Here is a 13394-nt window from a genome sequence, read left to right on the forward strand (position 1 = left end):
GGGCCCGCCGTGCCGGAAGACACCACGGGCCCAAAGGCCGAAGCCTTTAGAGCTTGTCCGCCACGAACTTGGTCAGGCGGATGTACTGGGCGGTGTAGGACCACTCGTTGTCGTACCAGGAGATGATCTTTGCCAGGTTGCCGTCCTTCACACGGGTCATGCCCGCGTCGAAGATGGCGCCGTGCGGGTTGCCGATGATGTCGGAGGAGACGATCGGGTCCTCGGTGTACTTCAGCGCCTGGCCGAACTCGGCGTCCTCGGCCGCCTTCTTCACCGCAGCGTTGAGCTCCTCAACGGTGGTCTCCTTGTTCAGGGTGACGGTGAGGTCTGTGGCGGAGCCGGTGATGGTGGGCACGCGCATGGCGAAGCCGTCGAGTTTGCCGTCCAGGTTCGGCAGCACCAGGCCGACGGCCTTGGCCGCGCCGGTGGTGGTGGGCACGATGTTCTGGGCGGCGGCGCGGGCGCGGCGCAGGTCCTTGTGGGGCGCGTCCTGCAGGCGCTGGTCGCCGGTGTATGCGTGGATGGTGGTCATCAGACCGCGCTCGATGCCGAAGGCCTCGTCAAGCACCTTGGCCACCGGTGCCAGGGAGTTGGTGGTGCAGGACGCAGCGGAGATGACTTCCTCGGAGCCGGTGTAGTCGGTGTGGTTGACACCCCAGACGTAGGTGCCGTCGACTTCCTTGCCCGGTGCGGAAATGATGACCTTCTTCGCGCCGGCGTCGATGTGCGCCTTGGCCTGCGGGCCCTTGCGGAACACGCCGGTGCACTCGAGCACGATGTCCACGTCGACGTCGCCCCATGCGAGGTTGGCCGGGTCCTTCTCCGCGGAGACCTCGATGCGGCGGCCGTCGATGGTGATGGAGTCGTCGTCGTGCTCGATCTCGTGGTTGAACTGGCCGTACGCGGTGTCGTACTTCATCAGGTGCGCCAGGGTCTCGTTGTCGGTGAGGTCGTTGATCTTCACAACCTCGAGCTCGCCCTTGTACTCGTCCTCGATGATGCGCAGTGCTGCGCGGCCGATACGGCCAAAACCGTTGATGCCAATGCGGGTAGTCACAGTCAACACTCCTCGTGCTCGTGGTCTGTCGGTCCACCCCCGAGTGTAATGACCAGGGCTCTCACCTGCAGAGAGCTTTCTGCCTATCGACGAAACCAGGGGTGCTAACCGCAAGCAGCACCCACCCTGGATGTTGGTTTATGCCCGGTTCCGGTCGTCAGGGGGAGCCTTTTCCGTCGCTTCTACCCCCGACGCAGACCGTAAAGGCCCATTGTGAAGTGCATCACCTGCGCGGGTTTTAGGTGGTCGGGCTCCCGTGCGTGTCCTCCACGCCCAGTTCGGCGGCGCGTTTGTCTGCGAGTGAGAGCAGGCGCCGGATGCGTCCAGCCACCGCGTCCTTGGTCATCTGCGGATCCGCTAAACGGCCCAGCTCCTCCAAGGACGCGTGGCGGTGTTCAACGCGCAGCAGGCCCGCTTCGGCCAGGTGCTCCGGGACGTCGTCGCCGAGGATCTCCATGGCGCGCTCCACGCGGGCCGCCGCCGCGGCTGCCGCCTGCGCCGAGCGGCGGGTGTTCGCGTCGTCGAAGGTGGCGAGCCTGCTGTTGGCTTTCGCCTTGACTGCGCGGGATTCGCGCTTCGTGTCCCATTCGATGCGGGTTGCCGGCGCGCCCATGCGGCTGAGCAGGATGCCGATGGCCTCCCCGTCGCGCAGCGTCACTCGCTCGACGCCGCGGGTCTCGCGTGTCTTGGCGGTCAGCCCCAGGCGCCGGGCGAGCCCGACCAGCGCCAGCGCGGCTTCCTGGCCCGGGCAGGCGACCTCGAGGGTGGCGGTCCGGCCCGGTTCAGCCAAGCGCCCGCGTGCGAGGAAGGCCCCGCGCCACGCGGCCTCGACTCCGGCCATGTCGCCGGAAATGACCTGCCGCGGCATCCCCACGACCGGGTGGCCGGACGCGGTGACGAGCTTCAAGCGGCGGATGACGTCCGCCGCGCCGTCATCGACGCGCACCTCGTACCGCGATTCGCGGTTGCCTGAAGACGCCGGGATCAGCTCCACGCTCGCCTCCACCGCGCACAAATCGGCCACCGTGCTGGCCAGGCGCCGCGCGACCGCTTCTTCTTCAAAATCCGCGACGATGGCCACCCCGCCCTCCGCCGGCTGGATCTCCCCGCCGAACCGGATCAGCGCGGCCGCTTCCGCGGCGCGCGCCTCCAGCCCGCCGCCGGTGGCGCGCAGGAGTTCGTCCTTGACCTTGGCCGTGAGCGCCACCGGCGCCTCCCCTCGTTTACGTGTGTTGCAGCTTGGAACCGCCCAGCATTCTATCGTGCCGGGCGCAGCGCCTTGAGGGCAGATGCCAATTGCTTCGGGTCGTGGCGGTTCAGCGGTGCGCCCACGGCGTCCACCTCGCGCAGCGGGGCGAAGGCGACCTCTGCGTCCAAACGAGCGGCAGCGCGGGCGATGTTGTCGCGCTCGCCGTCGGAGGTGGCGGTGCGCTCATCGGCGAGGAAGTAGTCCACGTGCAGCTGCGGGGCGTGCTGGGAGAACACGTGGATGTGACGTTCTGTGGTGAACCCGTGGGTCTCCCCCGCCTCCGGCGAGAGGTTCAGGATCACCGCGACGGTCGCCGACGTCTCGTTGAGCGCCTGGGCGATGTCGGGCACGAGGATGTGCGGGATCACCGAGGAGAACCAGGAGCCGGGCCCGATGGTCACCATGTCCGCGTCCATGATCGCCTGCACCGCCGCCTCACTCGCGGCTGGCTGCGCCGGGGTCAGGCGCACACGCCGCACCGCCCCGGGGGTGGTGGCCACCGCCACCTGGCCGCGCACGGAGCGCAGCACGCGCGGGTCGTCGTCCAGGCCCGCCACGTCCGCCTCGATGTCCAGCGGCTGCGGGCACACCGGGATGACGCGGCCGGCGGATCCGGTCCAGGCGGCCACCTGATCCAGGGCGGCCTGGGTGTCGCCGAGGCGCTCGGCCAGCCCGGTGATCAACAGGTTGCCCAGCGCGTGGCCGGCCATGGCGCCGTGCCCGCCGAAGCGGTGCTGCAGGGTCTCGCGCCACTGCGCGCCGTCCTCGCCTTCGGCTGTCAGGGCCGCCAGCGCCATGCGCAGATCCCCGGGCGGGACGATCTCCATCTCGCGGCGCAAGCGCCCGGACGATCCACCGTCGTCCGCCACGGTGACCACCGCGTTGATCGTGGACGCGCCGGCTTCGCGCGCGGCGGTAAGCGTCTGGTACAAGCCGTGCCCTCCCCCGAGGCACGTGAACGACGTATGGCTCAATTGACCCTTCTTTCTGATGGCCTAACCGGCTCGCTTAGTGGCGCTCAAGATCGCGGTGGATCACATTGACATCCACCTGCCCCTGCTGGCGCAGACGCTTTCCGACGGCCTCCGCCACCGCCACTGAGCGGTGGTGCCCGCCCGTGCAGCCGATGCCGACGGTGATGAAGTCCTTGCCCTCGTGGCGGTAGCCGCCCAGGGTGCTAGAGAGCAGGTCGACGAAGTTGTCCACGTACTCGCGGGCGCCGTCCTGGCTCAACACGTAGTCAGAAACCGCCTTGTCCACGCCGCGGAACTCCCGGAGCCCCTCCACCCAGTACGGGTTTGGCAGGAAACGAACGTCCAGCACAATATCAGCGTCGCGCGGCGAGCCGTGCTTGAACCCGAAGGATTCGATGGTGACGTGTTGCCGGCCCACCGGCAGCTCGCCGACGGAAGCCTCCACCGCGCGGCGCAGGTCGTGCACCGACAGGTTCGAGGTGTCGATGATGACGTCCGCGGACGCGCGCAGCTCCTCCATCTCTTCGCGCTCGCGCTCGATGCCGGACTGCAGCGTCCCGTCGCCCTGCAGCGGGTGGGTGCGGCGCACCGAGTCGAAGCGGCGGATCAGCACGTCGTCGCGCGCCTCCAGGAACAGGACGAACGGCTGGTGGTCGCGGTCCCGGATCGCCGCGATGGTCTCCATGAGGGACCCGTTGAATTTCGCCGCGCGGATATCGCTGACCACCGCGAGGCGCTCCACCGGGGAATCGTCCGCGGCGGCCAGGTCCACCAGCTCCAGAATCAGCTGCGGCGGCAGGTTCTGGGAGACGAAAAAGCCCTTGTCCTCAAAGACCTTCGCTGCCGTGGACAGGCCGCCGCCCGACAGGCCCGTGATGATCACAGGGCGCATCGGGGTCGCGGAATCTTCCTGGGGCAATGCGTGTGCGGAGGATGTCGTGGACATAAGGAACATCCTAGACAAGGAGGGGGCGACGTGCCGTCGATTAGCAACCCGCTTCTACTGGTGCAGATGCTGGTAGATGGTCTCCGCGAGCTTCGGGCCCACACCCTTGACCTGCTGGATCTCCTCCACCGTCGCTTCCTTGATCTTCTTCACGGAGCCGAAGTGCTTAACCAGGTCCGTGCGCCGGGCCGGCCCCAGCCCCGGCACCGCGTCCAGCGCCGAGGCGCGCATCCGCTTGGAGCGCTGCTGGCGGTGGTAGGTGATCGCGAAGCGGTGCGCCTCGTCGCGGATCTGCTGCAGCAGGTACATGCCCTCGGAGTTGCGGGGCAGGATGATCGGCTCATCGTCGTCCGGCACCCACACCTCCTCGAGGCGCTTGGCCAGGCCGATGAGCTGCACATCCACGATGCCCAACTCGTCGAACACCGCCTGCGCGGCGTTGACCTGGGGCTTGCCGCCGTCGACGATGAACAGCTGCGGCGGGTAGGCGAACCGCTTCGCGCCGGTGGATTCGTCCGCCTCGTCCGCGAAGGTCTGCTCCTCCGCGACCTCGTCGGGGTTGGCCAGCTTGTCCTCGTTGTAGCGCTTGAAGCGGCGCTGGGTCACTTCGGCGATGGAGCCGACGTCGTCGGAGCGGCCGTCGCCGGCGGCCTCCTTGATGCGGTAGCGGCGGTAGTCGTTCTTCTTGGGCAAACCGTCCTCGAACACCACCAGCGACGCCACCACGTCGGTGCCCTGGATGTGGGAAATATCGGTGCACTCGATGCGCAGCGGCGCCTCGTCCATCCCGAGGGCGTCCTGGATGTCCTGCAGCGCCTGGGAGCGGGCGGTCAGGTCGCCGACGCGCTTGAGCTTGTGCTGGTGCAGCGCCTCCGAGGCGTTCTTGTGCACCGTTTCCATCAGCGCGCGCTTGTCGCCGCGCTGCGGCACGCGGATCTCTACCGGGCCGCCGCGCAGCTCCGCGAGCAGCTCGGTGACCTCCGGCAGTTCCGTCGGCAGCGTCTCCACGAGGATTTCGCGCGGCACCGGCATCGGCGCCTCCGCCTTGGCGCGGGATTCCTGGTCCACGCCGCGGCGGCGCACCTTCTGCGCCTCGATCGTGCGGTCTTCCTCCTGCTCCTGGCGGACCCGCTCCACCGCGTCGGAGTAGTACTGCACAAGGAAGTTCTGCATCAGCGTCGGCAGGGTCGGGTCCTTCTGCCCCTCTTCCAGCCGCTCGGCGGCGCCGGGCTCATCGCCGGTCTTTTCCACCACCCAGCCGCGCTGGGCCCGGATGCGCCCGTCGCGCACGTTGAAGATCTGCACCGCCGCTTCGAGCTCGTCGGTGTCGAAAGCGATGACGTCGGCGTCGGTGTCTTGCCCCAAGACGACCGTCTGGCGTTCCATGACCTTGTTCACGGCGCCGAGGTCGTCGCGAAGCCTGGCGGCCTTCTCAAACTCCAGATTCTCGGAGGCTTCCTGCATCTGCGCGGTGATGCCGCGCACGAGCTGGTCGGTGCGCCCCGACATGAAGCCCAAGAAGCCCTGCACGATCTCGTCGTACTCGGCCTCGTCCACGCGCCCCACGCACGGGGCGGCGCACTTGTCGATGTAACCGAGCAGGCACGGCCGCCCCAGCGACTCGTGACGGTTGAACACACCGTTCGAGCAGGTCCGGATCGGAAACACGCGCGTGAGCAGGTCCAGTGTTTCGCGCACCGCCCACGCATGGGAGTACGGCCCGAAGTAGCGCACCCCCTTGCGCTTCGGGCCGCGGTAGAAGAACGCGCGCGGATAGCGCTCCTTCACGCTCACCGCGAGCATGGGGTAGGTCTTGTCGTCGCGGTACATGACGTTGAACCACGGGTCGAAGCGCTTGATCCACGTGTACTCCAGCTGCAGCGCCTCCACCTCGGAGGCCACCACAGTCCATTCCACGGACGCGCCGGTGTAGACCATCTGGCGGGTGCGCGGGTGCAGCGTGTGCGGCGGCTGGAAGTAGTTGTTCAGGCGCGCGCGCAGGCTTTTCGCCTTGCCCACGTAAATGACGCGGCCGTCGCGGTCGCGGAACTTGTACACCCCGGGGTCGGTCGGGATGGTGCCCGGCGCTGGGCGGTAGCTTTGCGGGTCCGCCAACGCTTAGTCCTGCGGCATGTACTTGGCTTCGAGCGCGCGGAAGTCATCCACGGCCTTCAGTGCGTGCTCGTTGTCGCCGGACTGAATAGCCCACAGGGGCACGTACTCGAATTCCGGCAACTCAAGGCGCGCCATGCGCGAGCCTTTGGGGAAGCTCAGACCGTAGATCACGGCCCACGGGTAATAGCGGGTGCCGATGATGTTGCGCACCTGCACGCCGTCCTCGTTCGCGCGCACCCGCGGTCGGGTCAGCGCGATCCAGGACAGCACGGAGATGATCAGGCCGACGCCGATGAAGGCGAACTTGTCCAGGTCGGTGATGGACACGCCGGTGAATTCGGCGTCCACGGCCCAGGACATGAACACGTGCACCGCCATGACCACAACGATCCAGCCGACGGCGACCTTGCGCAGAAACTTCGAGGACAGCTCCAGCTCCCACGGTTTCGTGGTGGTGGTGGCGTGCGGGTCGAGCGCGTTGAGGTAGGCAATCTCGTCCCGGCCCGAAAGTCCCGTGGGGTTGTGCTGTTCAGCCTGATCAGCCACTGCCGTTACTCCTTACAAGCGCTCGAGCATGTTGCGTGGCAGCGTCCCAAAGGCCGCCCCACGCCCTCCGGGCTACCTTAGCCCTTCAACGGCAGAGCGCGAACTTTGCGCAGCTCCGCGGCTGTACCGGCGGCGGCGCGCATGGCCTCGGCACCCTTGTCTTCCTTGGCGTCCTCGCCACCGGCGCGCTCGTAGGCCTGGTCCTCGTCGTCGACGGTGAGCACGCCGTTGCCCACCGGAGTCTGCTCATCCAACGCCACGCGGGTCAGCCCTGCGGTCACGGAGTCGCACACGTACTGGAAGTGGGCGGTTTCGCCGCGGATGACGCAGCCGAGGGCCACCACGGCGTCGTAACGCTTAGCGCACGCCTGGACCACCACCGGCAGCTCGAGGGCGCCGGCGACGGCGTACTCCTCCACCTTCACGCCGAGCTCCCGGGCCTCATCCCGCGCGCCGGCGCGCAGCAGGTCGACGATCTTGTCGTTCCACCGGGTGTAAACCACGGCGATGGTCATGCCCTCCGCCTGTATGGAATAGTCCTCGGGTGCTCCACTCGATGCCACTTGCAGCTCCTTTTGGGTCCGTTTAGGTTGCGTACCCCGGATGGGCGTGGAGCCATTCGGCCACACCAGGTAGGTCGTGGCCCATCCGGTCGCGCTTGGTGCGCAGGTACTTGATGTTGTCGTGTGTGGGAACGATCTCGATCCTACTGCGGCGCGCCACCGCAGGGCCGTAACCCGCCAGCGCGTCGGACTTGTCCGGGTTGTTGGTGAGCAGCTCGAAGGTGCCCACCCCCAGATCCGCCAGGATCTGCCCGGCCGCGGAGTACTCCCGCGCGTCCGCCGGCAGGCCCTGCTCCAGGTTCGCGTCCACGGTGTCCAGGCCCGCGTCCTGCAGCCGGTAGGCCTGCAGTTTCGCCATGAGTCCAATGCCGCGGCCCTCATGCCCGCGCAGGTACACCACCACGCCGCGCCCGGCAGCTTGGATGCGCCGCATGGACTCGCGCAGCTGAGGGCCGCAATCGCAGCGCGTGGAGCCGAACACGTCGCCGGTGAGGCATTCGGAGTGCACCCGCACCAGCACATCTGTTGCTTCCCGCAGCTTCTCGACGCCTCCGGCAACCAACGCCACATGCTCCACCCCGGAAACAGTGTCGCGGTAGCCCACGGCGGTGAACTCGCCGTACTCGGTGGGAAGTTTCGCCGCGGTGACGCGCTCGACGGTGCGTTCGTGATGGCGGCGGTATTCGGCCAGCTGCTCGATGGAGATCATGGGCAGCCCGTGCGTGTTGGCGAAGCGGCGCAGCTCGTCGAAACGCGCCATGTCGGTGGGGTCGTCCTCGGAGACGATCTCGCACAGCGCGCCCACCGGGGTCTTGCCCGCCAGCCGCGCCAGGTCCACGGCCGCCTCCGTGTGGCCGGGGCGTTCCAGCACGCCGCCGGCCTTGGCGCGCAGGGGCACCACGTGGCCGGGGCGGGTAAACGACGAGGCGTTGGCGGAGCCGTCTGCAAGCAAGGCGATCGTCGTCGCGCGCGAGCGCGCGGAGATGCCGGTGGTACCGGTGGCCGCGTCCACGGTGACGGCGTAGGCGGTGCCGTGCAGGTCCTGGTTGTTGGCCACCATCGGCGGCAGCTCGAGTGCGGTGGCGCGCTCATCCGGCATCGAAACACAGATGTAGCCGGAGGTGTGGCACACCATGAACGCGACGAGCTCCGGGGTGGCGTCCTCGGCGGCGAAGATGAGGTCGCCCTCGTTCTCGCGGTCCTCACTGTCCACCACAACAACGGCCTTGCCAGCGCGAATGGCGGCGATAGCCTCCTCGACCGTATTCAAGGAGTTAGGGGAAGTCATACCGTCCAAGCCTATCCCCGCACCATCTTCTCAACGTATTTGGCCACGATGTCCACCTCGAGGTTCACCGGGTCGCCGGGGGCGAGCGCGCCGGCAGTGGTCTCGCGCAGCGTGGTAGGGATCAGCGAGACCTCGAAGTAGCCCTTGCCGACCGCTGAGACGGTCAGCGAGGTGCCGTTGACCGCGATGGAGCCCTTCTCCACCACGTAGCGCTCAAGCTGCTTTGGCAGCGTGAAGCGCACCACCTCCCAGTGCTCCGACGGGGTGCGCGAGACCACCTCGGCCACACCGTCGACGTGGCCCTGGACGATGTGGCCGCCCATCCGCTGGCCCGCGGCAAGCGCCCGTTCCAGGTTCACCTCGGAGCCGGCCTCGTAGGTGCTGAGCCGGGAACGGTCCATGGTCTCGCGCATCACGTCCGCGGTGAAGGTGCCGTTCGCGTTGTCCACCACCGTCAGGCACACCCCGTCCACGGCAATCGAGTCGCCGGGGGCGGCGTCCTCGGTGACCTTGGGGGCGCGCACGGCGATCCGGACGGCGTCGTCAAGCAGCTTCAGCTCCTCCACCACACCGATTTCCTCAACGAGTCCCGTAAACATCTCTCTCCATTTCTATGAACACATCGCCTCCCACCGGCCGCACGAGGGTGGTGCGGAAGCGGCGGGCGTCGGCGATGGTGCCGGCAATCGCGCGGTCCAGCACCCCGCGGCCGGCGCCGAGAAGCGCGGGCGCGATGTAGGCCTGCACCGCGTCCACCAGATCCAGCTCGAGAAAGCTCGCGGCGAGCGTCGCGCCGCCTTCGACCAGCACGTCGCGCGCACCGGTTGCCCACAGCGCTTCTAATGCCTCCTCGGGTGTGGCGTACTGCTCGAAGCCCAAGCGGGTGAGGTTGCCCTCGGGCACCTCGCGCGTGCCGACGACCACGCGGCGCGGCTGGTGCCCGCGCAGCGTGCCGTCCGGGAAGCGCGCGGTCAGCGACGGGTCGTCCGCGATCGCGGTGCCGGTGCCGACGATGATGGCGTCGAGCTTCGCGCGGTCCTCGTGCGCCAGCTCGCGGGCTTCATCGCCGGTGATCCACTTGCTCGTGCCGTCCGTCGCGGCGGTGAAGCCGTCGAGCGTGGAGGCGAACTTCAGCGTCACGCTCGGACGGTTGTGGCGCACCGAGCGCAGCCACGGCTGCAACGCCGCGATCCGCACCGGCTGGAAGTCCACCTCGACGCCGTGGGAGCGCAGGTACTCGGCCCCGCCGGCGGCCGCGTCGTTCGGGTCGGCGGTGAAGTACACCACGCGTGCGATCCCCGCCTCCACCAATGCCTGCGAGCAGGGGCCGGTGCGGCCGGTGTGGTTGCACGGCTCCAGGGTCACCACGGCGGTCGCGCCCCGGGCGCGCTCGCCCGCGTCTCGCAGGGCGTTGATTTCCGCGTGCGGTCCGCCTGCGGGCGAGGTTGCGCCGGTGGCGATGAGTTCACCGGAGGCGTCGATAAGCGCGCAGCCCACCGGCGGGTTCGGCGAGGTGGTGCCGCGGACGGATTCGCCCGCCTCGATGGCGGCGGCGATGGCGCCGAGCTCCGCCGTCACCCTCGCGCGGCCTCGCGGGCGAGCTCGCGCAGGCGCTCCACCGCCTCACCCGGGTTGTCGGCGCCGAAGACCGCGGAGCCGGCCACGAACGCGTCCACGCCGGCCTCCGCAGCCTGCGCGATGGTGGCGTTTGCGATGCCGCCGTCGATGCCGATGATGGTGTCCAGGCTGGCCTCCGCGATGCGGTCGCGCAGCACCATGACCTTGCTTAAGACCTCCGGCATGAACTTCTGCCCGCCGAAGCCGGGCTCCACGCTCATGACCATGACCTGGTCGAAGTGCTCCAGATCGTCCAGGTACGGCTCAATCGCGGTGCCGGGCTTGATGGCAAAACCGGACTGCACGCCCAGCTCGCGGCACTGCCTCGCGGCCGCGACGTGGTCGACGGTGGCCTCAACGTGGAACACCAGCCGGTCGCCGCCAGCTTGGACGTAGGTTTCGAACCAGCGCTCCGGCTCCTCGATCATCAGGTGCATGTCCAGGAACTGGTCGGTCACCCCGTTTACCGCCTTTGTCACGTCCGGCCCGAAGGAGAGGTTGGGCACGAAGTGGCCGTCCATGATGTCCACGTGAATCAGGTCCGCGTTGGGAACCTTGCGCACGTCCTCGCCGAGGGCGGCGTAGTTCGCGGCCAGAATTGATGGGGCGATCTGAATCATGGGTCCTACCCTAGCTTTTTGCGCAGCACCGCGAAGAACATTGCGTCGGTGCCGTGGCGGTGCGGCCACATCTGCACGCTCGGCCCCTCGCCCACGTCCTCCATGCCGGCGGCCCACTCGCGGGCGTCGAGCTCATCCACATCGCCTTTCGCCAATTGCTTCTCGACGATCCTCCGGGTCTCCCGCACATCCGGCGAGCACGTGGAGTAGACCACCACCCCGCCCGGCTTGGCCAGGTTCACGGCGGATTGGAGCAGCTCTTCCTGCAGCTGGTTCAGCTCCGCGATGTCGCCTTCGGACTTCGTCCAGCGCGCCTCCGGGCGCCGCCGCAGCGCGCCGAGGCCAGAGCAGGGCGCGTCGACAAGGATGCGGTCGTAGCCGGGTTCGAGTTTGGAGTCGCGCCCGTCCGCGGTGTGGACCGTCACCGGCAGGCCGCGCACCGTCTTCGAGATGAGCTCCGCGCGGTGGGGGCTGACTTCGACGGCGTCGACCGTGGCGGCGTCGATAGCCGCGATGGCCCCGATGAGCGCGGCCTTGCCGCCGGGACCCGCGCAAAGGTCAAGCCAACGGCCTTGATCCTGCTCGACGGGGACCTCGGTGACGGCACGCGCGATGATCTGCGAGCCCTCGTCCTGCACCGCGGCAAGCCCCTCGCGCACCGGCTCGAGCTGGCCCGGATCCCCCTCCGGCAGGTACACCGCGTACGGCGAGTACTTGCCCTGCTCGCCGCCCGTGGACAGTGCAAGTTCTTCCGCGGAGATCTCGCCGGGGCGCGCCACCAGGTGCACGACCGGGCGGGCCGAGTCCGCCTCGAGCGCGGCTTCCAGCTCGTCGCGCTTGTCACCGAGCGCCTCCGCGAAGGAGCGCGCGATCCACTCCGGGTGGGCGTGGGTGAAGGCCAGCGCGCCCAGCTCGTTGTCCGGGGCGAGGGTGCGCAGCCACTCGTCGGCGGGCGTGCGGCCGATGGAGCGCAGCACGCCGTTCGCGAAACCTTTCGCCTTCTCATGGCCCGCAGCCTCGACGAGCCGCACCGAGGTGTCCACCGCGGCGTGGTCGCCCACCCGGGTGTAGAGCAGCTGGTAGGCGCCCAGGCGCAGCGCGGCGAGCACCTCGGGCGCGATGCGCTCGAGCTCGCGCGAGGAATTCTTCGCGATCACCGCGTCGAGCACCCCGAGGCTGCGCAGCGTGCCGTAGGCCAGCTCGGTGGCAAACGCGGCGTCGCGGCCGGTGATCTTCCGCTCGCGCAGGATGCCGGGCAGGGTGAGGTTGGCAAACGCGCCGTCGCGGGCGACGCGCAGCACCACCTCAAAGGCCGCCTCGCGCGCCGGGTCACCGATGCTGGCCGGGCGACCCTTCACCGTGTAGCGCTGGCGCCCGCCGCCCTGCTTGCGGGGCTGTTGTTTTGCATTGCCGCCTTGCTGCCGGTTGCGTGCGGGTGTGTCCTCTCGGCGCCCCGCGGAGCGCGACCTGAATCCGCCGCTCACTCGAACACCACTCCTTCTTTCGCCTCAGGGTTGAGTCCGCGGGCCCAGTCCGCCGCGTTCATCATCTTCTTGCCCGGCGGCTGGATCGTGCCCAGGCGCACGTCCCCGTCGGCGGTGCCCACGAGCACCTCGTTCTTGCTAAACGCCGCCTCACCCGGGGCGAGCGCGCCCGAACCCATCGGGGTGACCGGGCCGAGCTTGAAGCGGTCCTCCCCGCGCATCGTCCACGCGCCCGGCGCCGGGGTGTGGGCGCGGATGCCGCGGTCGATCACGGCGGCCGGCTGGTTCCAGTCCACCCGGGCGTCCGCCGGGTTGATCTTGTGGGCGTAGGTGCCCTCTTCCGGCTGCGGCGTCGGGTCCGCGGTGCCGGCCTCGAACGCATCCATGGTCTCAACCAGCAGGTCTGCACCCACGTAGGCGAGGCGCTCCAGCAGCTCGCCGCTGGTTTCTGCCTCGCCGATGACGGTTTCCAGCGTGTCCAGGATGTCGCCGGTGTCCAGGCCCTCGTCGATGCGGAAGGTGGTGGCGCCGGTGACCTCGTCACCGGCCGCGATCGCCGCCTGTACCGGCGCCGCCCCGCGCCACTTAGGCAGCAGCGAGAAGTGCAGGTTCACCCAGCCGTGTGCGGGGATATCCAGCATGTCCGCCGGGATGAGGTTGCCGTAGGCCACCACCGGAATCGCGTCGGGGGCCAGCGCCGTGAGTTGCTCCCGGATGGCGTCGTCGCGCGTGAGGCTCTCCGGGGTGAGCACCTCGATGCCGTGCTCGAGAGCGAGCGCCTTGACTGGCGACGGGTGCAGCGTGCGCCCGCGACCGCGGCGCGCGTCCGGGCGGGTGAGCACCGCGACGACCTCGTGGTCAGACGCGATGAGCCGCTCGAGTGCCGCGGCGGCGGGTTCGGGTGTGCCGGCGAATACGAGTCGCATACAAACGTT

13 protein-coding genes are annotated in these 13394 nt (G+C 68.8%); all 13 read right to left on the reverse strand.

What is annotated here, in order from left to right; all coding sequences use genetic code 11:
* Positions 1-46 precede the first annotated feature (46 nt).
* Positions 47-1057, reverse strand: a complete 1011-nt coding sequence (gene gap, locus ACX1NL_RS06570) for a type I glyceraldehyde-3-phosphate dehydrogenase (RefSeq protein ID WP_458897688.1) — start codon at positions 1055-1057, stop codon at positions 47-49.
* A 238-nt stretch (positions 1058-1295) separates the two neighbouring features.
* Positions 1296-2264 carry a DNA-binding protein WhiA gene (whiA, locus tag ACX1NL_RS06575; RefSeq protein ID WP_458897689.1) on the reverse strand — a complete coding sequence of 323 codons (969 nt, stop codon included), beginning with the start codon at positions 2262-2264 and terminating at the stop codon, positions 1296-1298.
* Positions 2265-2314: 50 nt separating this feature from the next.
* Positions 2315-3238: a gluconeogenesis factor YvcK family protein gene (locus ACX1NL_RS06580; RefSeq protein ID WP_239406319.1), complete on the reverse strand. Its 924-nt coding sequence runs from the start codon at positions 3236-3238 to the stop codon at positions 2315-2317.
* A 76-nt stretch (positions 3239-3314) separates the two neighbouring features.
* Positions 3315-4226: an RNase adapter RapZ gene (gene rapZ, locus ACX1NL_RS06585; RefSeq protein WP_458897690.1), complete on the reverse strand. Its 912-nt coding sequence runs from the start codon at positions 4224-4226 to the stop codon at positions 3315-3317.
* 54 nt (positions 4227-4280) lie between these two features.
* On the reverse strand, positions 4281-6341 hold the full coding sequence (uvrC, locus tag ACX1NL_RS06590; protein ID WP_458897691.1) for an excinuclease ABC subunit UvrC: 2061 nt from the start codon (positions 6339-6341) through the stop codon (positions 4281-4283).
* A 3-nt stretch (positions 6342-6344) separates the two neighbouring features.
* Positions 6345-6887, reverse strand: coding sequence for a PH domain-containing protein (locus ACX1NL_RS06595; RefSeq protein WP_458897692.1), 543 nt, complete (start codon positions 6885-6887; stop codon positions 6345-6347).
* A gap of 77 nt (positions 6888-6964) precedes the next feature.
* The gene (gene ribH, locus ACX1NL_RS06600) at positions 6965-7450 is read right to left on the reverse strand and encodes a 6,7-dimethyl-8-ribityllumazine synthase (RefSeq protein ID WP_181888482.1); all 486 of its coding nucleotides are present in this window, start codon (positions 7448-7450) and stop codon (positions 6965-6967) included.
* A 22-nt stretch (positions 7451-7472) separates the two neighbouring features.
* A complete protein-coding gene (locus ACX1NL_RS06605; RefSeq protein WP_269951923.1) occupies positions 7473-8738 on the reverse strand; it encodes a bifunctional 3,4-dihydroxy-2-butanone-4-phosphate synthase/GTP cyclohydrolase II in 1266 nt (421 codons plus the stop codon).
* Positions 8739-8749: 11 nt separating this feature from the next.
* A complete protein-coding gene (locus tag ACX1NL_RS06610) occupies positions 8750-9337 on the reverse strand; it encodes a riboflavin synthase (protein ID WP_239306431.1) in 588 nt (195 codons plus the stop codon).
* Positions 9318-10316, reverse strand: coding sequence for a bifunctional diaminohydroxyphosphoribosylaminopyrimidine deaminase/5-amino-6-(5-phosphoribosylamino)uracil reductase RibD (gene ribD, locus ACX1NL_RS06615; RefSeq protein ID WP_269951925.1), 999 nt, complete (start codon positions 10314-10316; stop codon positions 9318-9320). The genes ACX1NL_RS06610 and ribD overlap by 20 nt, the downstream gene beginning before the upstream one ends.
* Positions 10313-10975, reverse strand: coding sequence for a ribulose-phosphate 3-epimerase (gene rpe / locus ACX1NL_RS06620; RefSeq protein WP_181888485.1), 663 nt, complete (start codon positions 10973-10975; stop codon positions 10313-10315). Before rpe ends, ribD begins: the two co-directional genes overlap by 4 nt.
* Positions 10976-10980: 5 nt before the next feature.
* Complete coding sequence (locus ACX1NL_RS06625) at positions 10981-12459, reverse strand: transcription antitermination factor NusB (protein ID WP_301613191.1); 1479 nt, start codon at positions 12457-12459, stop codon at positions 10981-10983.
* The gene (gene fmt, locus ACX1NL_RS06630; RefSeq protein ID WP_458897693.1) at positions 12456-13385 is read right to left on the reverse strand and encodes a methionyl-tRNA formyltransferase; all 930 of its coding nucleotides are present in this window, start codon (positions 13383-13385) and stop codon (positions 12456-12458) included. The genes ACX1NL_RS06625 and fmt overlap by 4 nt, the downstream gene beginning before the upstream one ends.
* Between the last annotated feature and the right edge of the window lie 9 nt (positions 13386-13394).

This window comes from Corynebacterium sp. CQ3829_602738 (genome assembly GCF_054478435.1).